The 25208-nt window shown below is 67.4% G+C and carries 23 protein-coding genes; 9 read left to right on the forward strand and 14 right to left on the reverse strand.

Going from position 1 to position 25208, the window contains the following annotated elements; all coding sequences use genetic code 11:
• Positions 1-8: 8 nt before the first annotated feature.
• The 3 genes from ccsB to BMY35_RS07315 all read right to left on the reverse strand — a co-directional run bounded on the left by ccsB (position 9) and on the right by BMY35_RS07315 (position 4306).
• The gene (gene ccsB, locus BMY35_RS07305; protein ID WP_093196420.1) at positions 9-1325 is read right to left on the reverse strand and encodes a c-type cytochrome biogenesis protein CcsB; all 1317 of its coding nucleotides are present in this window, start codon (positions 1323-1325) and stop codon (positions 9-11) included.
• Positions 1322-3502, reverse strand: a complete 2181-nt coding sequence (locus tag BMY35_RS07310; protein ID WP_093196422.1) for a cytochrome c biogenesis protein ResB — start codon at positions 3500-3502, stop codon at positions 1322-1324. The genes ccsB and BMY35_RS07310 overlap by 4 nt, the downstream gene beginning before the upstream one ends.
• 123 nt (positions 3503-3625) lie before the next feature.
• Positions 3626-4306 carry a c-type cytochrome gene (locus tag BMY35_RS07315; RefSeq protein ID WP_093196424.1) on the reverse strand — a complete coding sequence of 227 codons (681 nt, stop codon included), beginning with the start codon at positions 4304-4306 and terminating at the stop codon, positions 3626-3628.
• A gap of 72 nt (positions 4307-4378) precedes the next feature.
• Here BMY35_RS07315 and yihA point away from each other — a divergent pair, with 72 nt between their 5' ends.
• Both yihA and BMY35_RS07325 read left to right on the forward strand, forming a co-directional pair.
• Entirely contained in the window at positions 4379-5125 is a 747-nt protein-coding gene (gene yihA / locus BMY35_RS07320; protein WP_093196426.1) for a ribosome biogenesis GTP-binding protein YihA/YsxC, read from the forward strand.
• Between the two features lie 88 nt (positions 5126-5213).
• Entirely contained in the window at positions 5214-6128 is a 915-nt protein-coding gene (locus tag BMY35_RS07325) for an alpha/beta fold hydrolase (RefSeq protein ID WP_093196428.1), read from the forward strand.
• A gap of 21 nt (positions 6129-6149) precedes the next feature.
• On the opposite strand, the gene BMY35_RS07330 is transcribed toward BMY35_RS07325, so the two are convergent.
• On the reverse strand, positions 6150-7034 hold the full coding sequence (locus BMY35_RS07330) for an LpxL/LpxP family acyltransferase (RefSeq protein WP_093196430.1): 885 nt from the start codon (positions 7032-7034) through the stop codon (positions 6150-6152).
• On the reverse strand, positions 7031-7921 hold the full coding sequence (locus BMY35_RS07335) for a lysophospholipid acyltransferase family protein (RefSeq protein ID WP_093196432.1): 891 nt from the start codon (positions 7919-7921) through the stop codon (positions 7031-7033). The genes BMY35_RS07330 and BMY35_RS07335 overlap by 4 nt, the downstream gene beginning before the upstream one ends.
• Positions 7922-8141: 220 nt before the next feature.
• Here BMY35_RS07335 and metK point away from each other — a divergent pair, with 220 nt between their 5' ends.
• Positions 8142-9326, forward strand: coding sequence for a methionine adenosyltransferase (gene metK / locus BMY35_RS07340; RefSeq protein WP_093196434.1), 1185 nt, complete (start codon positions 8142-8144; stop codon positions 9324-9326).
• 25 nt (positions 9327-9351) lie between these two features.
• Here metK and BMY35_RS07345 read toward each other — a convergent pair whose 3' ends face one another.
• The 4 genes from BMY35_RS07345 to BMY35_RS07360 all read right to left on the reverse strand — a co-directional run bounded on the left by BMY35_RS07345 (position 9352) and on the right by BMY35_RS07360 (position 15100).
• Positions 9352-11478, reverse strand: coding sequence for a TonB-dependent receptor (locus BMY35_RS07345; protein ID WP_093196436.1), 2127 nt, complete (start codon positions 11476-11478; stop codon positions 9352-9354).
• Between the two features lie 83 nt (positions 11479-11561).
• Positions 11562-11771 carry a hypothetical protein gene (locus BMY35_RS07350; RefSeq protein WP_093196438.1) on the reverse strand — a complete coding sequence of 70 codons (210 nt, stop codon included), beginning with the start codon at positions 11769-11771 and terminating at the stop codon, positions 11562-11564.
• The gene (locus tag BMY35_RS07355) at positions 11768-12970 is read right to left on the reverse strand and encodes a PepSY-associated TM helix domain-containing protein (protein ID WP_093196440.1); all 1203 of its coding nucleotides are present in this window, start codon (positions 12968-12970) and stop codon (positions 11768-11770) included. The genes BMY35_RS07350 and BMY35_RS07355 overlap by 4 nt, the downstream gene beginning before the upstream one ends.
• Positions 12971-13000: 30 nt before the next feature.
• A complete protein-coding gene (locus BMY35_RS07360) occupies positions 13001-15100 on the reverse strand; it encodes a TonB-dependent siderophore receptor (RefSeq protein WP_093196441.1) in 2100 nt (699 codons plus the stop codon).
• Positions 15101-15276: 176 nt separating this feature from the next.
• Between BMY35_RS07360 and BMY35_RS07365 the strand changes: the two genes are divergently transcribed.
• Positions 15277-16878 (forward strand): phospholipase D family protein, encoded by a 1602-nt coding sequence (locus BMY35_RS07365; RefSeq protein WP_093196443.1) that lies wholly within the window; start codon positions 15277-15279, stop codon positions 16876-16878.
• 12 nt (positions 16879-16890) lie between these two features.
• Here BMY35_RS07365 and BMY35_RS07370 read toward each other — a convergent pair whose 3' ends face one another.
• Complete coding sequence (locus BMY35_RS07370) at positions 16891-17421, reverse strand: RBBP9/YdeN family alpha/beta hydrolase (protein WP_093196444.1); 531 nt, start codon at positions 17419-17421, stop codon at positions 16891-16893.
• A 139-nt stretch (positions 17422-17560) separates the two neighbouring features.
• Complete coding sequence (locus tag BMY35_RS07375; protein WP_093196446.1) at positions 17561-18481, reverse strand: LysR family transcriptional regulator; 921 nt, start codon at positions 18479-18481, stop codon at positions 17561-17563.
• A gap of 131 nt (positions 18482-18612) precedes the next feature.
• Here BMY35_RS07375 and BMY35_RS07380 point away from each other — a divergent pair, with 131 nt between their 5' ends.
• Genes BMY35_RS07380 through BMY35_RS07395 form a run of 4 tightly spaced genes read left to right on the forward strand, consistent with a single transcriptional unit; the run spans position 18613 to position 21937 of the window.
• Positions 18613-19878, forward strand: a complete 1266-nt coding sequence (locus tag BMY35_RS07380; protein ID WP_093196448.1) for an aromatic ring-hydroxylating dioxygenase subunit alpha — start codon at positions 18613-18615, stop codon at positions 19876-19878.
• Between the two features lies 1 nt (position 19879).
• The gene (locus BMY35_RS07385) at positions 19880-20350 is read left to right on the forward strand and encodes an aromatic-ring-hydroxylating dioxygenase subunit beta (protein WP_093196450.1); all 471 of its coding nucleotides are present in this window, start codon (positions 19880-19882) and stop codon (positions 20348-20350) included.
• A gap of 16 nt (positions 20351-20366) precedes the next feature.
• The gene (locus tag BMY35_RS07390) at positions 20367-20693 is read left to right on the forward strand and encodes a non-heme iron oxygenase ferredoxin subunit (RefSeq protein WP_093196452.1); all 327 of its coding nucleotides are present in this window, start codon (positions 20367-20369) and stop codon (positions 20691-20693) included.
• 17 nt (positions 20694-20710) lie between these two features.
• Positions 20711-21937 (forward strand): NAD(P)/FAD-dependent oxidoreductase, encoded by a 1227-nt coding sequence (locus BMY35_RS07395; protein WP_093196454.1) that lies wholly within the window; start codon positions 20711-20713, stop codon positions 21935-21937.
• Between the two features lie 57 nt (positions 21938-21994).
• Here BMY35_RS07395 and BMY35_RS07400 read toward each other — a convergent pair whose 3' ends face one another.
• Both BMY35_RS07400 and BMY35_RS07405 read right to left on the reverse strand, forming a co-directional pair.
• Positions 21995-22246, reverse strand: a complete 252-nt coding sequence (locus BMY35_RS07400) for a DUF2798 domain-containing protein (RefSeq protein WP_093196455.1) — start codon at positions 22244-22246, stop codon at positions 21995-21997.
• Positions 22243-23112: an NmrA/HSCARG family protein gene (locus tag BMY35_RS07405; RefSeq protein ID WP_093196457.1), complete on the reverse strand. Its 870-nt coding sequence runs from the start codon at positions 23110-23112 to the stop codon at positions 22243-22245. The genes BMY35_RS07400 and BMY35_RS07405 overlap by 4 nt, the downstream gene beginning before the upstream one ends.
• A 126-nt stretch (positions 23113-23238) precedes the next feature.
• On the opposite strand from BMY35_RS07405, the gene BMY35_RS07410 reads away from it, so the two are divergent.
• Entirely contained in the window at positions 23239-24138 is a 900-nt protein-coding gene (locus BMY35_RS07410) for a LysR family transcriptional regulator (protein ID WP_093196458.1), read from the forward strand.
• 18 nt (positions 24139-24156) lie between these two features.
• Here BMY35_RS07410 and BMY35_RS07415 read toward each other — a convergent pair whose 3' ends face one another.
• Complete coding sequence (locus BMY35_RS07415) at positions 24157-25119, reverse strand: LysR family transcriptional regulator (RefSeq protein WP_093196460.1); 963 nt, start codon at positions 25117-25119, stop codon at positions 24157-24159.
• Positions 25120-25208: the final 89 nt, after the last annotated feature.

Genomic DNA, 25208 nt, shown 5'->3' on the forward strand with positions numbered 1-25208 from the left:
GCTTGCAGTTACAGGGTGCCGTAGCTGTGCAACCCGCTCAGGAACATGTTCACGCCGAGGAAGGCGAAAGTGGTGACAGCCAGCCCGCCCAGCGCCCACCAGGCCGCCACGGTGCCGCGCAGCCCCTTCACCAGCCGCATGTGCAGCCAGGCCGCGTAGTTGAGCCAGACGATCAGCGCCCAGGTTTCCTTCGGGTCCCAGCTCCAGTAGCCGCCCCAGGCGTCGGCCGCCCACAGGGCGCCCAGCACGGTGGCGATGGTGAAGAAGGCGAAGCCGACGGTGATCGACTTGTACATGACGTCGTCGAGCACTTCGTTGGCCGGCAGGCGCGCCGCGATGCGCTTGCGCCCGAGCAGGATGCCCGCGGCGATCAGCGCGGAAATGCCCGCGTAGATCACCCAGTAGCTGCCGCCGGCTTCCTGCACGCGCTGGCGGAACGCCACCGGCACGAAGCACAGCGCCACGCCCAGCAGCCAGATCGGGGTGAGCTTGTACCAGCGCGTCTCGTTGGCCTGCTCCTTGATGAGGTAGGCGAAGGCGACCATGGCCGCCAGCGCGAAGGTGCCGTAGCCGATGAAGTTGGCGGGCACGTGCAGCTTCATCCACCAGCTCTGCAGCGCAGGAACCAGCGGCTGGATCTCGTGCGCCTCGCGCACGATCGTGTACCAGAGCAAAAAGCCCACCGCCGCGCTGACCACCAGCATCACGAAGGCGCCGAGCGCGCGCGTGTTGTAGCGCTCCTCGAAGTACAGATAGAAGGCCGCCGTCAGCCAGCAGAACAGCACGAACACTTCGTACAGGTTGCTCACCGGGATGTGGCCGATGTCCGGGCCGAGCTGGTGGCTTTCGTACCAGCGCACCATGGTGCCGATCAGCGCCATCGTCACCGCCGCCCACGCGAGGCGGGAACCGATGGTGTCGAAAGTATCCGACTGCCTGCCGCCGAAGAAGCCGAGCCAGTAGAACAGCGTGCTCATGAAGAACAGCACGCTCATCCAGAGGATGGCCGACTGGCTCGAGAGGAAGTACTTGAGCCAGAACACGCTGTCGGCGCGAGCCAGGTCGCCCTGGTACGACGCGATGGCCAGCAGCGAGGCGGCAGCAACCACGATGGCCAGCACGCGCAGCGGCCGCCAGAACCAGCAGATGCCGATCAGCGAGACCATCGCGGCCACGAGGATCGGCTTCTCGTAATAGTCCATCGACCCCGCGTGGCGCGCGAAGGCGAACAGGCCGCCGGCCACCACCAGCGCCGCAAACACCCAGTCGAACAGGTTGCGGCGCGAGAGCCAGCTTTCATTGAGCGTGAGGGTCGTGGTGTTCATGTTGTCCCGTGGTCTTCTTTGTTCAGGGCGAGCAGCTTGCGTTTGAGATGCTCGAATTCGCGGTCGCTGTCGATGGTCTTGCGATTGACCGAGAACGCCATCGTGGCGGCCGTACCGGCTGCATCGCCTTCAGAAGCAGCCGTGCCGCCGGGCGTCAGCCACACCCACAGGCGGCGCTCGCGCACGTACAGCATGGCAAAAATGCCGACGATCAGCAACAGGCAGCCCAGGTAGACGATGTTCTTGCCAGGGGCACGCGCCACCTGGAACACGCTGGCCTGCACCTGGGTGAAGTCGGTCATCATCATCGCGACCGGGGCCGGGTAGAAATGGGCGTCGCTGATGGCCAGCACGGCCTGCGTCAGATAGGCCTGCGATTTCTCGTCGTTGGCCAGCGCGGCAAGGCCGGCGCCCTCGCGGCTCAGGTTGAACACCTCGAACAGCACGTCGTTGAGGATGCGCACCAGCACCCCGCCGGCGCGCTCGCGCTCCGCCTCGGGCACGTTGACTTCCATGAACTCGGCAATGGCCTGCCAGCCGCCCACGGTGGTGGCATCGGCCTTGGCGCGCTCGGTGCCGGCGAACAGGGCCAGCGCGCGCGTGGCGGACACGCGCAGCTGCTCCGCCATCTCGGGGCGCTTGGGATCGGTGGCCTTGGCGATGTAGCGCTCGACGGCGCGCTCGCGCGTGGCCGGGTCGGCAAGCGCCGCGCGCATGCGCACGAAGCCGTCCATGGAGCCCTGCTCGTCGGCCGGCACGCGCAGGTAGCGGAACGGCTCGTCGGGCTTCTCGCGCATGCCCAGCAGGAACACCGGCTGGCCGTCGCCGGTGTCGACCGGCACCATGTAGTTCTGGTATTCGCGCGCCTGGCCAGCGGCGTCGCGCAGCTTGTAGCCGATGCTCGGGCCGATGTTGCGCAGCACCTTCGGCTTGTTGGTCTTGTTGGCGGCACCCAGGCGCGATTCGATACCGTGGCGCAGGTCGACCTTGCGCACGTCGGCACCGCTGCCCATGGCGTTCGCGTCGGCGAAGTTCTCGACGTTGATCACGCGCAGCGCGGCGTACTCGAGCGTGAGCTTGTCCTTGCCGTTGGTGATCTCGGTGCTCGGGCCGCCGATGACGCCTTCCACCTCGAAAGACTTGGCCGCGGCAGTCATCGGCACCGCCTTGAGCTTCACCCTGGAGCCGCCGTCGTCGAAGCTCGACTGGTAGATTTCCACGCCCTTGTAGCTGGCCGGGTGGTTGACCTCAATGCGCGCGGGCACCTGCTCGCCGGTCTCGCGGTCGTGCAGCACCACCTCGCTCGCGAACAGCTTGGGCATGCCGGTCGAGTAGTAGTCGACGATGAACTTCTTCAGCTCGATGGAGAACGGCAGTTCCTGCAGCAGCACGCCGTCGGACTGGTTGAGGATGGCCACGCTGCCCTGCCCGCCCTCGGGCACGAGGATGTTGCCGCGGAAGGTCGGGTTGCTGGCCGACAGGCGGTGCTGCGGCGGCACGTCGGCGATCATGCCGCCGCCGGTGAATACGCTCTTGCCGTTGAACCAGGTCTGGGCGCGCACCACGAGGTCGCCGTCGAGCAGGCCGCCGAGGCACACCAGCACGATGGCGCCGTGAGCCGCGATGTAGCCCAGCTTGTGGGCGCCGCCGGCGCGCGCCGCGACCATCCAGCCCTCGGCACTCTTGCCGTCGGCGCCGGCCTCGCGCCGCTGCAGCTTGACCTTCCACCCGCCGCTCACGAGCAGCTGCCCGATGCGGTTTGCCGCGGCCTCGGGCGCTTCGCCGAGCGTGTTTTCCGCACGCTGGCCGAAGGCCTTCAGGCTCTGGACGCGGATGTTTTCCTTGAAGGTCTTGAGGTCGACCACGATGCGCGGCGTGTTGCGCACGATGCACAGCGTGGTGCTGACCACCAGGAACAGCAGGATCAGCAGGAACCACCAGGCGCTGTAGATCGAGTCGAGCCGCGCCGCGCGGAACAGTTCGGCCCAGAACGGCCCGAACTGGTTGATGTAGTTGTTGATCGGCTCGTGCTGCTTGAGCACCGTGCCGATGATCGACGCGATGCAGATGATGGTGAGCAGCGCGATCGCGAAACGCATCGACGACAGCAGCTCCACCGCGGCGCGAAGCACCTGCGGGCCGCGATGAACGCGAAGGCCATGGGTGGAGACGGACATCGGGCGAAAGTAGAAAAGGAAGAGAAGGAGAAAAACAAAAAAGGGCGGGCCATCCTGCTGGATCGGCCCGCCCTTTGTCTGGGTTGTTATCGGCGGCTGGTCACGCTCCAGGGAGCGCCATCATCAACGCAAACCGGCAATGTAGTCGGCGACCGCCTTGATTTCCCTGTCGTTGAGCTTGGCGGCGACGCCGGTCATGGGCAGGCTGTTCAGGCGGACGTTGTCGCGGAAGGCGGTGAGCTGGGCCACCGTGTAGTCGGCGTTCTGGCCGCCCAGGCGCGGGTACTGGGCCGGGATGCCGGCACCGTTGGGGCTGTGGCAGCCGGCGCAGGCCGGGATCTGGCGATCGCCGATGCCGCCGCGGTAGATCTTCTCGCCCAGCGCGATGGTGTCCTTGTCCTTCGAGAAGCCCGGCTTGACCTTCTTCGAACCCACGAACCAGGCGATGTTGCGCATGTCTTCTTCCGACAGCGCCGAGGCCAGCGGCTTCATGATCGCGCTCTTGCGCGCGCCGGACTTGAAGTCCTGCAGCTGCTTGAGGATGTATTCGGGATGTTGCTGCGCCAGCTTCGGGTTGGCGGCGATGGCGGAGTTGCCGTCGGCGTTGTGGCAGGAAGCGCAGCTCTGGCTGTTTGCCGGCGTTGCGTTGAACAGCGTGTCCCCCTTGGCGGGGTCCGGCTTGGCCGGTTTTGCCGCTGCGGCGGCCGCCGCACTCGGATTGGCCGCGTGTTCATCGGCTGCAAAACTCACGCTGGATGCGATGCCCACGAGGGCCGCAAGCACAATATTGGCAAACAACTTCATATCGGGGGCTTCGAATTTATGGCGCAAAACCTCACGATTCTACAATGTGGGCCCTGTTTCGAAAGTCCGTAGATGCCCTCCCCGCGCGCCAAGCCCGCAGCCTATCCTCCCCGCGCGGCTCCCGCCGCGGCCCCCCAGGTCGCCGAGCGCGAACGCGCGGCGCTGGGCTGGCTGCACACCGCCCACTTCCTCACCAGCGCCCCCCAGCTGGAGCACCTGCCTCCCCTGGGCCTGCCCGAGATCGCATTCGTCGGCCGCTCCAACGCGGGCAAGTCGACCGCCATCAACACCCTGACGCAACAGACGCGCCTGGCCTTCGCCTCCAAGACGCCGGGCCGCACGCAGCACATCAACCTGTTCGGCGTCGGCAAGCAGAAGGTCGATGACGCGGTGCTCGCCGACCTGCCCGGCTACGGCTATGCGGCCGTGCCGCGCGAGGCCAAGCTGCGCTGGCAGCGGGTGATGGGCAACTACCTGATGACGCGCGAAAACCTGCGCGGCGTGGTCCTCATGTGTGATCCGCGCCACGGAATGACCGAGCTCGACGAGATCCTGCTCGACGTGATCCGTCCGCGCGTGCAACAGGGCCTGAAATTCCTCGTGCTGCTGACCAAGGCCGACAAGCTCACCCGCAGCGAGGGCGCCAAGGTGCTGTCCATTACGCGACTGCAGGCCGGCGGCGGCGAGGTGAAACTGTTCTCGGCCCTCAAGAAGCAGGGCGTGGGAGAGGCCGCGGAGCTGCTGTGGCGCTGGGTGCACCCCGAAGGCGCCGACGCGCCAGCCGCCGAACCCGAGCCACCGCCACAGGAAGACGCCTGACACAGGAGCAGGCTGTACCGACCGTCCCATCTGCGAAGTTCACTATCAAAACAATAGCGACACAGTCAACCCGAAGGAGACAAGAAGCATGATCGAGACATTCCAACGCAGCCTGCCCAACGGCACCACCCTGAGTTGCCGCGCCGCCGGCCAGCCGGGCCGGCCGCTGATGGTGTTCCTCCACGGGTTCCCCGAGGCCGCGTTCATCTGGGACGAACTGCTCGAGTACTTCTCCGACCCGGCCCACGGCGGCTACCGCTGCGTGGCGCCCAACCTGCGCGGCTTCGAGAAATCCAGCTCGCCGACCGACGTGGCGGCCTACAAGGCGCACCTGCTGATCCAGGACATCCAGCAGCTCGCCGCCACCGAGAGCGCCGACGGCACCATGGCCGCGCTGGTCGCCCACGACTGGGGCGGCGCCTTCGGCTGGGGCTATGCGAATGCCTTCCCGCAGCAGGTCGGCAGGCTGGTCATCATCAATTCGCCGCACCCGGGCACCTTCACCCGGGAACTGCGCAACAGTCCGGCGCAGCAGCAGGCCAGCGCCTACATGAACTTCCTCGCGCGCCCCGACGCGGAAGCGCTGCTCGCGGCCGACGACTTCAAGCGCATGTGGCCCTTCTTCCTGCTGATGAAGGCCGGCCCCGACGGCTTCGGCTGGCTCACCGAGGAAGTGAAGCAGAAGTACCGCGAGGTCTGGAGCGCGGGCCTCACCGGCGCCTGCAATCTCTACCGCGTGACGCCGATGAAGCCGCCGCTGCCGGGCCAGACCATCGACGGCATTCCCGTGCTGCCGCGCGAACGGCTGGTGGTGGAAGTGCCGACCTTCGTTTTCTGGGCGCTCGACGACGCGGCCCTGCTGCCGGGCCTGCTCGAGGGACTGGAAGACTATGTGCCGAAGCTCGAGCTGAAGAAGGTCCCGAACGCGACCCACTGGATCGTGCACGAGCAGCCGCAGCTGGTCGCGCGCGAGATCGAGGGTTTCCTGCAGCGCAACCCCTGAGGGCACGCTGCCGAAATCGAATCAGTAGATGGGCGGCTCGCCCTCGGGGCGAGTCTTGAAGCGGCGATGCACCCAGTAGTACTGGGACGGCATCGTGTCGATGTAGCCCTGCAGCCGCTCGTTCATGAGCGCCGTGTCGGCCTCGACGTCGTCGGTCGGAAAGTTCTGCCAGGTCGGCAGGATTTCGATCTCGTAGCCTTCGCTCGTGAGCTTCGCCACCACCGGCACCACCTTGGCCTTGCCCAGCCGTGCGAAGCGCGACAGCGATGGCACCGTGGCCGCCTGCACGCCGTAGAACGGCACGAAGATGGTCTGGTCGCGGCCGAAGTCCATGTCGGGCAGCAGGTACAGCAGGCCGCCCTTGCGCAGGCCCTGCAGCACCGGCTTGATGCCGTCCACCCGGTTGAGCGCCGCCACGTCGCCGAAGCGGGTGCGGCCCTCGCGGATCCAGGCGTCGATCATCGGGTCGCGCTGGGTCGTGTAGATGGTGGCCGAGGGGCGCGCGGTGTGCATCGTGAGCGCAGTCGCAGCCGCATCGAGGCCGTAGAAATGCGGCGCGAAAAGAATCATGGGCTCGTCGCCGTGGGCGATCTCGTCGATCTCCGCAGCCGCGCCGACGATCTTGAGCCGGCTAGCCACCGTCTTCTCGGGCGCGTGCCAGAGCCAGCCACGGTCCAGCCACGATTGCGCCACGTAGACGAAGCTCTCGCGCGCGATCGCACGGCGCTCGGCTTCCGATTTCTCCGGAAAGCAGACTGCCAGATTGGTGTCGACCACGCGCCGCCGCGGCACTGCGATGGTGTGCAGGATGCGGCCGAGGAACGCACCGAAACCGCGCACCACTGGCAGCGGCAGCGGCGCGATCACTCGCATGAAGCCGATGCCGAGTCGGGATCCGAGGCTCATGCGGCTTCCCCTGCCGCGGCGACCACGCGCTCGGCGCGCGGCTCCTTGTAGCGGGCGTAGTCCCACACGTACTGGCCCGGCAGGCTGTGGATCAGCCGGCCGATGCCGTCGTTCATGGCGGCGGCGGCGTCCTCGATGGACGCGGAAGGGTCGGTCAGCGCCGTACCGACGATGGGCTCGAAGCGGATCACGTAGCCGGCCGCATTCGGCAAGCGTTCGCACACGCTGAGAAAGCAGGCCGCGCCGGTCTGTTGCGCAAGGCGGGGAAGCAGGGTCATGGTGTAGGCCGGGCGGCCCAGGAAAGGCGCCCAAACGCCCTGCCCCAGCGGCGGCACCTGGTCGGGCAGGATGCCGGTGTAGCCGCCGTTGCGCAGCGTGCGGATCAGGCCGCGCACGCCGGTGTTGTTGGTAGGCAGCGTCTGCAGGCCGGGCCGGTCGCGCGAACCGGCGGCGATCAGGTCGGCCATCCATTTCTTGCGCGCCGGACGGAACAGCGCGGTGATGGGCCCGTAGGTGGACAGAAAGCGCTCGCCGATGGCCTGGCCGCACATCTCCCAGCTGCCGAGGTGCGGCGCGACCAGGATCACGCCCTTCTTCGCCTGCATGGCCGCCTCGAAGGCCTCGACGCCCTCCCAGCGCACCACGCGGTTCAGCACGGTCTGGCCCTGCGGGCGCAGCCAGAGCCAGGGGAGCTCGGAAGCCATCTTGCCGGCGGCGGCGATGGCGGGACGGTATTGGTCGGGGCCGAAGCCCGCGCTCTCGGCGTTGGCCTTGAAGCGGCGGCGATAGCCGGGCGCGCTCCACCAGACCAGCCAGCCCAGCAATGCACCGAGCCGATGCATCAGCGGCATCGGCACGCGGGCGAGCAGGCGGAACAGGGTGATCATCGAATACGGGAGGGGGTCAAAAAACGGACGCGCGCGCATGGTATTGCGCGGCTCGAATAGAATGCAAATTGTCGCCGAGTTACGGAACAACTTGCAGGGCGACAAACACAAGCGCAGCAGTGCGATTGTGCCGGGTCGAGAAATCGACATCTGCTAAAGCGTTCGCCAGAGCTCCGCAGAGTTGGCAACGCGCCAAGTCAAATCAAGGAGTTTTGAACAAATGGCGAACGACTTCCTCTTCACGTCCGAATCCGTCTCCGAAGGCCATCCCGACAAGGTCGCAGACCAGATCTCGGACGCCATCCTGGACGCGATCTTCGAGCAGGACCCCCGTAGCCGCGTGGCCGCCGAGACGCTGACCAACACCGGCCTCGTGGTGCTGGCCGGCGAAATCACCACCAACGCGCACGTCGACTACATCCAGGTCGCGCGCGACACCATCAAGCGCATCGGCTACGACAACACCGAGTACGGCATCGACTACAAGGGTTGCGCCGTGATGGTCTGCTACGACAAGCAGTCCAACGACATCGCCCAGGGCGTCGACCACGCATCGGACGACCACCTGAACACCGGCGCCGGCGACCAGGGCCTGATGTTCGGCTACGCCTGCGACGAAACGCCCGAGCTGATGCCCGCGCCGATCTACTACGCGCACCGCCTCGTCGAGCGCCAGGCGCAGCTGCGCAAGGACGGCCGCCTGCCCTTCCTGCGCCCCGACGCCAAGAGCCAGGTCACGATGCGCTACGTGGACGGCAAGCCCCACAGCATCGACACCGTGGTGCTCTCCACCCAGCACAGCCCCGACCAGAGCGAGACGCCCACCAAGATGAAGGCTTCGTTCAACGAAGCCATCATCGAGGAGATCATCAAGCCGGTGCTGCCCAAGGAGTGGCTCAAGGAAACGCGCTACCTGATCAACCCGACCGGCCGCTTCGTCATCGGCGGCCCGCAGGGCGACTGCGGCCTCACCGGCCGCAAGATCATCGTCGACACCTACGGCGGCGCCTGCCCGCACGGCGGCGGCGCGTTCTCGGGCAAGGACCCGTCGAAGGTCGACCGCTCGGCAGCCTACGCCGCGCGCTACGTGGCCAAGAACATCGTGGCCGCCGGCCTGGCGCGCCAGTGCCAGATCCAAGTGGCGTACGCCATCGGCGTGGCCCAGCCGATGAACATCACGGTGTACACGGAAGGCACCGGCGTGATCCCCGACGAGAAGATCGCCGAACTGGTGCGCGAGCACTTCGACCTGCGTCCGAAGGGCATCATCCAGATGCTCGACCTGCTGCGCCCGATCTACCAGAAGACCGCCGCCTACGGCCACTTCGGCCGCGAGGAGCCCGAGTTCACCTGGGAAGCGACCACGCAGGCTCCCGCACTGCGCGCAGCAGCCGGCCTCAAGTAAGCAAGCAGGAAAAGATGGTGGGGCTTCAGAAGCGGTAAGTGCCGCTCAGCCCCACCGTCCAGTTGCGGCCCGGCGCGGGCTCGTAATAGCGCGCATTGCCTTCGTTGACGATCACCGAGCCCACGTAGCGCCGGTCGAACAGGTTGTCGACACGCGCGAAGGCATTGAACTCCCAGCGCTCCCATTTCTTCAGGTAGCCCGCATACACCGCCGCGACGGCATAGCCCGGCGCGCTCGCGGTGTTGACGTCGTTGGCCTGGATGCGGCCCAGCGCGCGCATCTCGATGCCGGCACGCCAGCCCTCGGGCGGCACCCACCCCAACGACGCGAACAGCGATTGCCGCGCGATGCCCGGAATGCGGTTGCCCGCGGCCACCCTGTTCGCCGCCGCGCACGGGGACGGCGAGCAGAAGGCATCGCGGTAGGTCGCGTCCAGCCAGGTGTAGGCCAGCTGGGTGCGCCAGTGGTTCGCGGTTTCGTGCTGCCAGCCCAGCTCGAAGCCGTTGCGCTTCGTGCGGCCGGCGTTCTGGAACGTGGCGCGGCCGCCCACGTTGGTGTCGGTGACGATCTCGTCGCGCGTGCGGGTCTGGAACAGCGCCGCCGTGAGCAGGCCGCCGGCGAGCCGCGCCTTGGCACCGACCTCGACACTGTCGTTCACCGAAGGCCGCAGCGCGAAGTTGAGTCCGCTCGCGCCATTGGCCCGGTAGGAGAGCTCGTTCAGCGTCGGCGTCTCGAAACCGCGCCCGATGGAGCCGTACAGCGCCAGGTCCGGCGTGGCCTGGTAGCGCAGCGAGGCTACCGGCAGGGTCTTGCTGTAACGCGCGCTGCCGCTGTCGTCGCGGTTGGTCCCGACGATGTAGCGGTCCTGCGAATTGAAGTGCACGCTGCTGCGGCGCACGCCGGCCTCCAGCGTCCAGCGCTCGGCAAGGCGCCAGGTGGCCTGCGCGTAGGGGTCGAGGTTCCAGGCCTCGTTGAGCTCGTTGCGCCGCAGCCGCCCCTGCACGCCGAGCACCGGGGCGGAGACCGGGCCCAGGTAGTTCTCGTAGCCGCGGCGTTTTTCTCGCAGGCTGTCGTAGCCCAGGCCCGCCACCACCTCGAGGGGCCTGCCGGCCAGCGTGAACGCGCCGTTCCAGCGCAGGTCCACGCCGCCGTACTGCCTCGACAGGTCGATCACCCCACCCGCGTGCAGCGGGTTCTGCTGCGCCGAGGGCGGAATCGACTGGAACTGCGTGGTCTTGCGCTGGCCGCCGTAGACCATGAGGCGCAGCCCCTGCGTGGCATCGATGCGGTGTTCATAGAGCAGGCCGACCTGCGTCTGCTCGACCGTCTTGCGGGTGTCGTACTGCGTGGCCAGCGGCGCATTGCGCGGCGCCAGCGCGTACTGGTCGGCGGTGAGGCCCAGCGGGTCCTGCGCGTCGATGCGCACGCTGTTGAAGACCAGCGTGAGCCTGTCGCCGTTGTCCAGCGCGATGCCGAGCTTGCCGTTGGCGATGTCGCGCTTCGCGGCGCTGTGCTCGCGCCAGCCGTCGGTATGGAAACGGCTCGCGTCGAGCAGGTAGTCGACAGCCCCCTGCGATCCGCTGACCTGCAGCGACTGCCGCCAGGTTCCGAAGCTGCCGCCCGCGAGCGAATACGACAGCCGGGGCGGGCCTTCGCCCGAGGCGGTGAAGGCCTGCACCACGCCGCCGGATGAATTGCCGTAGAGCGCGGAGAACGGTCCGCGCAGCACCTCGATGCGGTCGAGCGAGCCGATGTCGATGTTGGAGGTCTGGCCCTGCCCGTCGGGCAATGTCGCGGGAATGCCGTCGACGTAGAGCCGCACGCCGCGCACGCCGAAGGTGGAGCGCGCACCGAAGCCGCGAATGGACAGCTGCAGGTCCTGCGCGTAGTTCAGCCGGTTCTGCACCTGCAGCCCCGGCACCGCGCCGAGGCCTTCCGAGAGATTGACCTGCAGGCGGCTGTCGCGCATTTCGTTGCCGTCCACACGATCCACCGAGCCGGGTACGTTGAAAGGCGTCACCTCTCCTCGCGGCGTGGAAACGGTGATCTCGCGCAGGCTGCCGGCCGGCTCCTGCTGGGCTCGTGCAGCCATCGGAGCGACGAACAGCGACAGGAAGCCGACGGCGGCGGAAGCAGCAGGCGCGAGGTTCATCGCGCAGATTCTGCTTCGGCACTCCGGCCGGGCGTGTCGCGGTGGCGCGACTCTCAGGGAAAACTACGATTCGCCGGAGCTCGCTAGGCCTTGCTGTCGGCCGGCTTCCTCCACCAGCCGTACCAGACGCACACCACGCACGGAATGCCGAGCGCGATCCAGGCCAGGATGTCGCCCAGCCCGCCGTCGCTGAAGAGCGCGGAGATCAGGCCGAAGGTCGTGAGCACGCCCAGCACGATCGGCCAGCCCCACATGCGCCAGAAGCCTTGATGGTGATGCTGGTGCTGCTTCATGCCTGCACCTTCATGGCCGGTGCCGGCTCAGGTTGGGCGGTGCCGCCGACGGGGGCGTGCTTCGGCACCTCATGCTCCTCTGTCTTCTTCGAGGCAGCCGGCACGGTGTTGCCCCGCTTGAGCCAGAGATACAGGCCGCTGCCCAGCACGATGATGGTCGCAATGTCGAGCAGCGCCCAGATGATCTGCATCGGCATGCCGCCGTAGTCGCCGAAGTGCAGCGGCTGCGACACCAGCAGCGCCCAGAGGTACCAGGGCAGCTTGGGCGAAGCGGTCACCTCGGCCGTCTTGGCGTCGACCAGCACCGGCTGCAGGAGCTTCGACGTGAAGGGCTCGTTGCCGCGCAGGAAGAAGGTGGTGTGGTGCGGACTCGAGAACGAGGTGCCCGGGAACGCGATGAAAGACAGCTTCATGCCGGGCGCGGCCTGCAGCGCAACATCCATCGAACGCTGCACGGAGGCGCGCTCGTTCACCGCGACGACGGGCTCGTTCTTGTACGGCGTCAGCAGCGCACTGAGCTGATCGTATTGCCAGTACTTGATGACCAGGTCGGCCCACGTGTTGATCATGCCGGTGGCCCCCACCACGAACACCCACACCAGCGTGACGATGCCCAGCAGGTTGTGCAGGTCGAGCCACTTCAGGCGTGGCCGCTTCTCGCGCCGCACCGTGCCGAAGTCGAGCTTGCGCATGAAGGGCGAATACAGCACCACGCCCGAAACGACGGCCACCAGCAGCAGCAGGCCCATGAAGCCGAGGAAGAGCTTGCCCGGCAGCCCCGCGAAGAGATCGACGTGGAGCTTGAACATCACGTACATGAAGCCCTCGTCGAACTTCGGCTGCGCGAGCACCGCGCCCGTGCGCGCGTCGACCGCGACCGACTTGAAGTCGTCCGTGGGCTCCGGCGTGGGCGTGAGCGTGACGAACCAGAGGCCGTCGTCGTCCTCGGGCTGCGAGGCGAACTGCACAACCCGGTCGGGATGCTTGGCCTTCGCCACTTCCAGCACGCGGTCGAGGCTGACGCGCGGCGTGTCCGCCGGCATCTTCGGCGCCTCGACCTCGGTGCCCAGCAGATGGCCGATCTCGTGATGGAAGATCAGCGGCAGGCCGGTGATGCACAGCAGCAGCATGAACACCGTGCACACTAGGCTGCTCCACTTGTGCACCCAGGCCCAGGTCTTGATCTTTCGGCTGTTCATGTCGTGGCTGCTCTATCGAAGGAAAAGATTCTAGAAACGGTAGGTCGCGCTGGCGACGATGTTGCGGCGCGCGCCGTACCAGCAGTCGCCGCGCGACAGGCAGGTGCTGAAGTAGACCTTGTCCGTCACGTTGTTGATGTTGAGCGCATAGCGCCAGGCGGCGGTCTCGTAGGCGAACACGAGGTCGGCCAGCGCGACGCCCGGAATGCGCGGGCCCACGCCCGACTGCATGTCGCGGAACGAACTCATCATGCGCACGCCGGCCCCGGCCGAGAAGCCGTTCACGCCGCCGATCGAGAACTTGTACTTGGCCCAGACGCTCGCCTGATGCTTGGGCAGCCCCTCGATCAGCGCGTCGGCGTCGGTGTAGTTGTAGTGGGCGACGAGGTCGAGGTTCGGGCCGATCGAGCCCTTGGCCTCCAGCTCGACGCCGCGGGTCTTGGTCTGGCCGAGCTGCGTGAACACCTTGGGCTGCGGTTCGGCGATCTGGTTCTTCTCGCGCAGGTCGTACACGGCGGCGCTGAATGCCACGGCACGGTCCTTGGGCTCGTACTTCACGCCCACTTCCCATTGCTCGCCGCGCAGCGGCTTGAAGATGCGGCCTTCACGCGCGGACTGCGGCGTGAACGACTCGCTGTAGCTCACGTACGGCGACCAGCCCGAAGGCGAGGCGTACATCACGCCGAACCGCTTGGTGGTGGCGCTGCTCGTGTCCGACTCGCTGCCCGCGGCGCTGGAGACGGCCCTGTCGTGCCGCAGGCCCGCCACGAAGATCCAGTTGTAGAGCTTGATCTGGTCCTGCAGATACACGCCCGTCTGGCGTTGGCGAGTGCGCGGCCGCGCGTCGCGCACCGGCTCGTCGAGATGGCCGTAGACCGGCGCGTAGACGTCGATGGTGTCGTAGGTGGTGCCGACCCAGACGTTCTCGCGCTGGCGCGCGAAATCCGCCCCCACGAGCAGCGTGTGCTTGAGGGCTCCGGTCTGGAAGTGACCCTCGACGTGGTTGTCGAGCGTCTGCGTGCGGTTGCGCGTGAGCGAGCTGTCGTAGTAGCGGCCCAGCACGCGCTTGAAGATCGGGTCGGTGGCGTCCCAGCTCTCGGCCCCCGAGAACGCGGCGCCATAGTGATAGCGGTTGTCGTTTTCGTTGCGCGCGTAGCGGAAGTTCTGGCGGAAGGTCCAGCTGTCGTTGAACTTGTGCTCGAACTGCCAGCCGAAGGTCTTGCGCTCGCTGTCGTAGTAGTCACCCGGCTCGCCGATGAAGCGGCTGCTCGGCAGGCGCCCGTTCGGGTTCGGCAGCAGGGTGCCCTGCCACGGCAGGAACTGCGAGCTGCTGCCGCTCTTGTCCTTCTGCCACAGACCCTGAAGCGTCAGCGAGGTCATGGCGTTGGGTCGCCAGGTCAGCGAAGGCGCGATCACGCTGCGGTCGTCGGGGACGTAGTCGACCTGCGTGTCGGACTTGCGCTGCAAGGCGATCAGTCGGTACGACAGGGAACCATCGGCATTGAGCGGGCCGGTGAGGTCGGCCTGGATCTGCTTGCGGCCGAAGCTGCCGAACTGCACGCCCACCTCGCGCTGGGCCTCCTGCAGCGGCCGCTTGCTGACCATGTTGACCACGCCGGCGGCAGTGCCGGCACCGAACAGCATGCCCGAGGGGCCGCGCAGCACCTCGAGGCGCTCGAGCGTGTAGGGCTCGGTGCGGGTGGTGCTGGTGTAGTAGCCATAGGCCTGGCGCAGGCCGTCGAGGTAGACGTCGGGGGTGGCGCCTCGTATCCGCACGGAGTCGGTGCGGGAGTCGAGCCCGTAAGCATCGGAGCGCACGCCGGCCGCGTAGTTGAGCGCGTCCTGCAGATTGGTGGCGCCCTGGTCGACCATCTGGTCGCGCGTGATGACGGTCACGGCCTGGGGCGTCTCGGACAGCGGCGTGTCGGTCTTGGTGGCAGTGACCGCGTTCTTCGCGCGGTAGCCGATCACCGGCGTGGTGGCCGTCTCGGCCTCGGCATTCGCGTCGACCCGCACTTCCGGCAGCGAGACTGCATTCGTCGTCTGGGCCAGCACCTGATGCTGCGTGTAGATCGCCAGGCATCCCGCCAGTACCGATGCAGCCTTGCGCCGCGCCACCAAACTCTTCATCCCGCTCCACTCCATTGAAATTAATAAGAACGATTCGCATTTTAGGCGTGACAAATTTCCGCTTCCGCGAATCACCGCCCTCGCCGAAGGGCGTTGCGTTGCGAAATTGCGTCTTCGCGCCCGAGGTGAACCGGCTACGATGCCGCCCGCACGCTCCCCCTGCGTTGGCAGCCCTCATGCTCAAGCTCATTGCCTTCCTGTTTCCCGCGCTGCGCGGTCCGGCTCTGCGGCTGATGGCCCTCCTGGCTGCCGCTGCGCTCACCGGCTGCGCCGGCCTTCCGCCGCGAACGCCCGAACCGCCCACCCTGGCCATCGCGGGCTCGCCGGCCACCGAGCTCGGCCGTGCGGCCATCAGCCTCAACTCCCCGCCCGATGGCCTGACCAGCATGCGGCCGCTGATCGAGGCCTCCTTCGCGCTCGACGCCCGGCTGGAGCTGATGCGGCGCGCCAGGTCGTCGCTGGACATCCAGACCTACCAGCTGGGCAACGACAAGACCGGCCGCCTGCTACTGCGCGAGATGCGCAACGCCGCCCGCCGCGGCGTGCGCGTGCGGCTGCTGCTCGACGACTTCTACACGGCCGGCATGGACCGCCTGCTGCTCGGCCTGGCCGCAGAGCCCAACGCCGAGGTGCGGCTCTTCAACCCCTTCGTGAATGCGCGCGACCACTCCTCGGGCCGATGGCTGGAGTTCTTCTCCGACTTCCGGCGCCTCAACCACCGCATGCACAACAAGCTGTTCGTGGCCGACGGCGCCATGGCCATTGCGGGCGGCCGCAACCTCGCGGACGAATACTTCCTGCGCAGCGAAAGCGCGAACTTCATCGACTTCGAGCTGCTGCTGGCCGGCCCGGTGGTGCCCGAGTCCGCCGCCATCTTCGACACCTACTGGAACAGCGACGTGGTCTACCCCCTGCAGCGGGTGGCCAGCACCAGCCGCTCGCCGCAGGCGCTGAAGGACGACTTCGAGGAAGCGACCTCCCCCGCCCACGCGCCCGCGCCCGACCCGCTGCCCGTCACCGACCTGCTCGGCGACCCGCCCCTGGCCACCCAGCTCGCCGACATCGACGAAGCCAAGTGGATGCGCGCCGAGGCCCATGCCTCCGCCGACAGCCCCAACAAGGCATTGGGCGTGATGACGCACCCCGTCCCGTCGCTGGCGCAGCGCTTCCACCAGATGCTGGCCACCGCGCAGTCGAACGTGGTGGTGATCTCGCCCTACTTCATTCCCGGCGACGAAGGCATGGAGCGCATCCGGATGGGCCGCGAGCACGGCGTGAACATCACCGTCATCACCAACTCGCTGGCCGACAGCGACGAGCCGCTGGTCAACATCAACTACAACCGCTACCGCGTCGACATGCTCAAGCTGGGCGTGAACCTGTACGAAGTGAGCACGCAGCAGCTCAAGCGCAGCGACCAGTTCCGCACCCTGCTCAAGAAGGCGCGCGGCCGCCTGCACGCCAAGCTGGCGCTGGTCGACCGGCAATGGGTGCTGCTCGGCTCGATGAACCTCGACCCGCGCTCCGCGCGGCTGAACACCGAGTTCGGCGTGCAGGTGCGCAGCTTCGACCTGACGCAGGCGCTGCTCTTCGCCTACCAGCTCGACGACATCGAAGGCGTCTACCGCGTCACGCTCAAGCCCGACGGCCAGAACGTGCAATGGGTGGGCACCGGTGACGTCAACAACGAAGTGCTAGACAGCGAACCCGATTCGAGCATGCTGACGCGGCTGCAGTTGCTGCTGTTCTCGTGGTTCGTGCCGACGGACCAGCTCTAGCCGGCCGGCGGCTCAGAGCAACCGCAGCAAGAGCCTGTAGCCCTCCGGCCAGTCGCCAAGTCCGCTCGCGCCGTTGATGTGCCCGCGCGCACCCACCTCGACGAATTCGCTGCCCCAAGCGTTTGCGCGCTCCCTGGCGTAGGCCGCGCTGCCGTACGGGTCGTCGCTGCTGGCGACCACGATGCTCGGAAACGGCAGCCGTGCGGACGGCAGCGGCTCGAACCCCAGCGAAGTCTCCGCGGGATAGGCAGCGGCCCGAGGGTCGGGAACGGCGACGAGCAAGGCGCCGCGGATCCGCGGCGAACACCGCACGGCCCAGTGCGCGACGGCCAGGCAGCCCAGGCTGTGCGCAACGACCACCAGGTCGCTGCCCATCGCGCCTGCCTGCCGGTCCAGCGCCGAGACCCATTCGTCGCAGACCGCAAGCTCCCAGTCGTCGACCTGCAGCCGGCGCCATTCAGGACGGGTCGACTGCCAGATGCTCTGCCAGTGCGCAGCGCCCGAGTTGCCGTGCCCCGGCACGATGAAGACTGGATTTCCCATTCGCTGGACTTTCTCTCTGAACGATGCGAGCCAGTCTATGAAGCAGGGCTGCCTGGGCGGAATGGCAAGGCATTCGAAGACGCCTGTGAAAACCTTCAACTCATCGGCCGGGCGAACGCCCCCGAGCTGGCGGCCCTGCCTAGCCCGAGGCGCCTTCGCCGTGCAGCCCCACGATCAGCGAGCGCAGCCAGCTGATCGCCGGATCCTTGTGGAAGCGCCCGTGCCAGAACAGGTTGATCGCGATCTCGGGCAGCTTCGCGGGATGGCGGACGTAGGAAAGATCGAAGGGCCCGGCCAATGCCTGCGCGAGCTTCTCGGGTACGGTCGCGACGAGGTCCGAGTCGTGCAGGATGTGACCGACCGCCACGTAATGCGGCACCGTCAGCACCACCTTGCGCACGATCTTCTTGCGGTCGAGGAACTCGTCCGCGTTGCCGTGGCCGGTGCCCGCCGAGATCACCACCACATGCTCGGCGGCCGAGAACTCCTCGAGCGAGACCCGCCCCCTCTTCCTGTCGAGCGGATGGCCTCGTCTGAACACGCACACATAGTCCTGCTTGAACAGCCTGCGCTGGAAGTACCCCGCCTTCAGCTGCGGCAGCAGCCCGATCGCCAGGTTGACGTGGCCCGCCTCCATCTCGTCCTGCAGGTTGACCGCGGTGTTGCGCACGGTGCTCAGCGAGACGTTGGGCGCGACCCTCGCGATCTCCTTCATCAGCCTGGGCAGGAAGTAGATCTCGCCGATGTCCGTCATGCCGACGGTGAATGCGCGCTTCGATGTGGCCGGGTCGAACGAGGCCTTGCTGTTGATCGCCGCGTGGATCACCTGCAGCGCGCGCGCCGTGGGCTCGGCGAGCTGCTGCGCGTAGGGCGTGGGCTCCATGCCGTTGGGCGTGCGCAGGAAGAGCGGATCGTCGGTGAGCTTGCGCAGGCGCGCCAGCGCGTTGCTCACGCCCGGCTGCGAAAGGCCGAGGCTGCTCGCCACCTTGGACACCCTGCGGTCGACGAGCAGCTGCTGGAAGACGACCAGCAGGTTGAGATCGATGTCCTTGAGCTCCATGCGCGTCGTCTCACATTCTTGAAATCAATATGAACTATTGATCACATTCTATTGAGCGATGGCGTTCGAATGGGGATCATCGATGCACCCACGAGACGCAGCCCTCCACGGGCGGCACAGGAGACAAGAACATGGACGACACATCGGCGGTCTTCCCCCGGAAGATCCATTGGGAAAGCCAGGGCACCAGCCGCATTCCCTTCATGGCCTACACCGAGGCCGACCAGCACCGCCAGGAGCTGGAGCGCTTCTTCTATCGCGGCCACTGGAGCTACGTCGGTCTCGAGGCCGAGATCCCGCAGGTCGGCGACTTCAAGCGGACCGCGGTCGGCGAGCGCTCGGTGATCATGGTGCGCGACGCGGAAGACTCCATCAGCGTCGTCGAGAACGTGTGCGCCCATCGCGGCATGCAGTTCTGCCGAGAGCGGCACGGCAACCGCAAGGAAGGCGGCTTCACCTGCCCCTATCACCAGTGGAACTACACGCTCACGGGCGACCTGCAGGGCGTGCCCTTCCGCCGCGGCGTGAAGCAGGACGGCAAGGTCAATGGCGGCATGCCCGCCGACTTCAAGACCGCCGACCATGGCCTCAACAAGCTCAAGGTGGCCAGGCGCGGCGGCGTGGTCTTCGCTTCTTTCGACCCCGAGGTCGAATCGCTCGAGGACTTCATGGGGCCGGAAATCCTCGGTTACTTCGACCGGCTCTTCAACGGTCGCAAGCTCACCATCCTCGGCTACAACCGCCAGCGCATTCCGGGCAACTGGAAGCTCATGCAGGAGAACATCAAGGACCCGTACCACCCGGGCCTGCTGCACACCTGGTTCGTGACCTTCGGGCTCTGGCGCGCGGACAACAAGTCGGAGCTGAAGATGGACCGACACCACCGGCACGCCGCCATGATCTCCACGCGCGGCGCGAGCGGCAAGGCCGACCAGGTGACCCAGGTGTCGAGCTTCAAGGAGAGCATGAAGCTCAACGACGACCGCTTCCTCGACATCGTGCCCGAGCCCTGGTGGGGCGGCCCGACGGCGGTGATGATGACGCTCTTTCCCAGCGTGATCCTGCAGCAGCAGGTCAACAGCGTCTCGACGCGCCACATCCAGCCCAGCGGCCCCGGCGCCTTCGATTTCGTGTGGACGCACTTCGGCTTCGAGGACGACACCGAGGCCATGACGCAGCGCCGCCTGCGGCAGGCCAATCTCTTCGGCCCCGCGGGCTTCGTCTCGGCCGACGACGGCGAGGTGATCGAGCTCTCGCAGAAGGGCTTCGAGCAGAAGCCCTTCCACCGCACGCTGGCCGAGCTCGGCGGCCGCGAGGTCGGCGACACGGACCACATGGTCACCGAGACGCTGATCCGCGGCATGTACGAGTACTGGCGCAAGGTGATGGAGGCTTGAGATGGACTTCCAGGACTACTTCGAGCTCTCGCAGCTCTACGCCAGCTACGCCCATGCGGTGAGCTCCAGCCAGTGGGAGCTCTGGCCCGAGTTCTTCACCGAGGATTGCAGCTACCGCCTGCAGCCGCGCGAGAACCACGAGCGAGGCTTTCCGCTCGCCACGCTTTCGTTCGAGAGCAAGGGCATGCTGAAGGACCGCGTCTACGGCATCCGCGAGACCCTGTTCCACGACCCCTACTACCAGCGCCACGTTGTGGGCTCGCCGGTGGTGCGGAAGGTCGAGGCGGGCCGCATCGAGTCGGAGGCCAACTACGCCGTCTTCCGCACCAAGCTCTCTGAACTCTCGACGGTGTTCAGCGTGGGCCGCTACATCGACGTCGTCGTGCGCACCGAACAGGGCCTGAAGTTCGCCTCGCGCCAGGTCATCTACGACAGCGAGATGATCCCCAACTCCGTCATCTACCCCCTGTGAAGCGAAGAGAAAAACCATGAGCGATGGATCCAACACCGGCTGGACGAATGCCGCGAATTTCGACGACGTGCCCGCCGACGACGTCATCGGCCTGGTCGTCGAAGGCCGCGACCTGGCCCTCTACAACGTGGACGGCAGCATCTACGCGACCGACAACATCTGCACGCACGGCCACGCCCGCCTGTGCGAAGGCTTTCTCGAAGGCCACGAGATCGAGTGCCCGCTGCACCAGGGCAGGTTCGACGTGCGCAACGGCGCGTCCACCTGCGCGCCGGTGACCGAGGCGATCCGCTCCTACCCCGTGAAGATCGAGGGCGGGCGGGTGTTTCTCTCGCTGGGCTGAGCTGCCGCGGAGAAGCCATGAGCAAGCAAGACGGCACGATCGCGATCGTCGGCGCCGGCCAGGCCGGCGGATGGGCGGCGCAGACGCTGCGCGCCGAGGGCTTCGGCGGCAGGATCGTGCTGATCGGCGACGAAAGCCATCGCCCGTACGAACGCCCTCCTCTGTCGAAGTCGGTGCTCGCCGGAGAGGCCCCTGCCGAGACCACGCGCCTGCAGAAGCCCGAAGCCTTCGATGCGCTGAACGTCGACTGGCGCCCCGACGTGAGCGCGACGCGCATCGACCGGACAACGAAGCAGCTGCACCTGAGCCACGGCGAGCCCGTCCGCTACGACAAGCTGATCCTGTGCACCGGTGGCCGGGCACGGCGGCTGGCCATTCCGGGCGCGGACCTGCCCGGCGTGTTCACGCTGCGAAGCATCGACGATGCCGCCGCGCTGGGTGCGGCGCTCGTCGCCGGCAAGCGGCTGCTGGTCATCGGCGGAGGGTGGATCGGCCTGGAAGTCGCGGCGACCGCCCGCGGGAAAGGACTCGACGTCACGGTTGCGGAGGCCATGGACCGGCTGTGCGAGCGCACCGTGCCGCCGGAAATCTCCGGCTACCTGCTGCGGCTCCATGCCTCGCACGGCGTTCGCCTCGAGCTGGGCACGGGCATCGAGCGGCTGGAGCAAGGAGCGGATGGCGAGAGCCTGAAGGCGACGCTGAACGATGGGCGGACGCTTGCCTGCGACGTGGTTCTCGCCGGCATCGGCCTGGTCGCCAACGACGAGCTGGCACGAGAAGCGGGCCTCGCGTGCGAGAGCGGCATCGTGGTCGATTCGCGATGCCGGTCTTCCGACCCCGACATCCTTGCAGCAGGCGACGTGGCTGTCTGGCATTGCGAGCGCGCCGGGCGCCGGATGCGGCTGGAATCGTGGCAGAACGCCCAGGAGCAAGGCATCGCGGCCGCGCGCTCCGCCCTCGGCATCGAGGTGAACCACCAGCCGCTTCCGTGGTTCTGGTCCGACCAGTACGGCATCAACCTCCAGATATTCGGCATGCCGGCGCCGCGGCACCAGACAGTGGTGCGCGGCAACCCGGAGAGCGACAGCTTCGTCATGTTCTTCCTCGACGGCGACAAGGTGGCCGCCGCGCTCGGGCCGAACTCGGCGCGCGACCTGCGCTTCGCGCGGCGGCTGATCGAGCGCGGCACCGGCGTCGATCCGCTGCAGCTCGCCGACGTCGAGCTTCCGCTTTCCAGACTTTGAACGGTCGAAGGACCGGGCCGATCGCACGAAAGACGCGCCACGGCTCGCGGCGTCTCCTCAACGCGGCGGGCTCTGCACCGTCGCCGCGACGATGCGGCGCACGACCGGCAGCACCACCAGCAGCGACGGAAACGCGACCAGCCACGAAACGCCCCAGGCCGACATCCACATCCGCAGCAGCCCCTCGGCGAAGCCCATGCTCCTGAGCGTGGCGATGCCGGCCACGATGCACGACATGAAGATCGACAGCAGCAGCGGCATGACGATGGCCGCGTAGCGCGCGGGCAGCTTTCCGATGTTGCGGCTCATGATGCGGCCAGCTCGCCGATGTATTGCGCCAGCGTGCGCGGCGTCCGGCCGAGGATGGCCTCCAGCACGAGGGCGTTGCCGCCCAGCCCGTGCGTCGCATAGTGCGCGTGCACCTTGGACAGCAGCTGCAGCTGGCGCGCGTCGTAGGGCGGGCGCGTCAGCTCGACCCAGTCGTCGAAATCGATCTCCCGCGCCGCCACTGGCCGGCCGAGCACCTCGCCCGCCATCGCGACGATCTCCCGGCGGTTGAAACGCCCGGGCGCGCACAGCTCGAACGAGCCGTAGGCGAGCCGGTCTTCGGTCAGCGCAATGGCCGCGACCTCGGCGACGTCGCGGTAGTCCACGCGCGCGATCCGCGTGTCGACCGGATAGGGCTCGGCGAAGACGCCGTCACGCACGATGCCAGGCCACGCTCCGCGCAGGTTCTGGAAGAAGTTGGCCGGATGCAGCAGCGTGTATTCGAGCTCGGACTCGAACAGCGCGGTCTCCACCGGCACCTTGCTCGCATGGTTCGCGAGCGTGCCGTGCGTCGGCTGGATCACCGACGAGAACACGAACTTGCGCACGCCCGCCTCCTGCGCTGCGGCGACGAGGTTGCAGCCCATCCGTGCCTCGTCCGGCTGGAAGGCGGGGCCGATGTGGAATACGCCGTCCGCGCCTTCAGCCGCGCGACGCAGGCTCGCCGGATCGCGCAGGTCCGCGACGACGGCCTCGGCCGCGCCGTTGTCGATCGCCTTTTGCCGGCCTCGCTCGTCGCGCACCAGTGCGCGCACCGTGGCGCCGCGCCTGGCCAGCTCGGGCACCACGAGCCCGGCAACGCGGCCGGTGGCGCCGACCACCAGCACCGTGGGTCTATGTTCTTCCATGGATGATTCCTCGATCAATCAGTGAGTGAGCGGCACCGGGCCGCGGTGTCCCAAAGATACGAACGGACCCGGCGCGCGTGAATGCGCGGCCGCCGCCAAAGACCTTCATCCAGATCGGAAGAATCCATGGACCAGATTCAGGACATCCGCGCCTTCGTCGCCATCGTCGAGCTCGGCAGCCAGAGCGCGGCGGCGCGCCAGCTGGGGCGCTCGGTGCAGTCCATCAACCGCTCGCTGAACGAGCTCGAGCGAAGCCTCGGCGTGCAGCTGATCCGGCGGACCACGCGGCAGTCGTCCACCACCGAGGTAGGCCTGGCCTACCACCGGCGCGTACAGGCCGCGCTGGCGGAATTCGACGCGGCCGCGGAGGACGCGAGCAGCCAGTCGAGCGCGCCCCGCGGCCTGCTGCGCGTGGCCGCGCCCGTGCAGTTCGCGCCGGCCTTCGTGGTGCCGCTGATCGGCGCGTTCATGCAGCGCTATCCGGGCATGGAGGTGGAGCTCACCGCCTCCGACCGCTTCGTCGACCTGATCGAGGGCGACATCGATCTCGCGATCCGCATCGGCGAACTGCCCGACTCCGAACTGGCGGCTCGGCGGCTCGGCGAACTGCGGCTCGTGGTGTTCGGTGCGACCGGCTACTTCGAGCGACACGGCCGCCCGCAACGACCCGAGGACCTGGCCGAACACCAGTGCCTGGTGCGCACGACGCACGGCAACGATGCCAACTGGCCGTTCACCATCGAAGGCCGGCTGCGGCGTGTGAAGGTGTCTGGGCGCTTCAGGTCCGACAACACGGCCGCGCTCTATGCGGCGGCCACCGGCGGCCTGGGACTCTGCTTCACGCCGCTGTGGCAGATCCGCCATCTGCTCGACGGCGGCGGTGTCGAGCTGGTGCTGACGGAGTTCGAGTCACCGAAGACTCCGGTTCACGCGGTGTGGCCCTCGGCCCGGGGCAGCTTCGCCCGCGCGAAACTGTTCGCGGATTTCGCGGCCGAGAACCTGCCGTCGCTGGGACTCGCGGCCTAGGGCAATGCGACTCGCGCATCACCTGCCGGTGCGCGCTCGCCGCCGGCCGGCCTGCAGCTCCCTCTCGGTGAGCACGTACTCCGAGCGATCGCCGAGTCGCTGGACCGCAAGGTCGATGAACGCGCGTGCGCGCATCGGCTGCGAAGACCTGCTGCCGAAGTACACGAAGTAGTTGGCGTAGTTGGGCATGTGGTCGACGAGTACAGGAACCAGCTGGCCCGAGCGGATATAGGGCGCGGCCGTAACGCCTGCGAGCTGGCCGAGCACCTTGCCCGCCAGGACGGCCTGCAGTTCGAACAACTCGTCGTTGCTGCAGATCGCCGGCACGACGGGCTGGTCGGCAGCCTGGTCGCCGATCCTCACGCGCCATGGAAGAACCTTCCCCGTGCTCGGATGCCGATAGGCGCTGCAGCGGTGCGAGGCGAGGTCAGCCAGGGAGTCCGGCACGCCGTGCCGCTGGAAGTACGACGGTGCCCCGCAGATCGGCAACTGCACGGGAAACAGCCGCCGCGCGATGACCCCTTCATGGGGTGACGGCCCGAGCCGGAAACCCACGTCGACACGGTCCTCCACCCAGTTGCCGATCCGGTCCTCCAGCAGCACGTCGGGCTGTATGCCCGGATGCAGGTCGCAGAACTCCTCCACCAGACGCCAGAGAATCGGCTGGAACGTCGTGCGCGGCCCCGTGATCCGGAGGGGGCCGGCGAACTCGTCCTTCGCGGTCCTGGCCGTCTGCAGCGCCCGCTGCATCCCCAGCACCGAAGGCTGCACGTCTTCGAACAGACGTTGCCCCGCATCGGTCAGCGACATCACGCGCGTCGTGCGATGGAACAGGCGCGCATCCAGATGCGCCTCCAGCTGGGCCAGCGCCTTGCTCGCCGCCTGGGGGCTGATGCCCAGCGCGAGCGCCGCCTTGCGCAGGCTGCCCAGCTCCGCCGCCTTGATGAAGGTCGTGATGGACCGAAGTTCGTTGATTGCCATGAAGGGGTTCCTCTTCCGCGGCATTGTCATCATTCGGATGCCAATCAATCAACCTGGATGTCACTATTCAGATGCCAGTGGCCTACCTA

The sequence above is a fragment of the Variovorax sp. YR750 genome, from assembly GCF_900109805.1.
Taxonomy (GTDB): domain Bacteria; phylum Pseudomonadota; class Gammaproteobacteria; order Burkholderiales; family Burkholderiaceae_C; genus Variovorax; species Variovorax gossypii.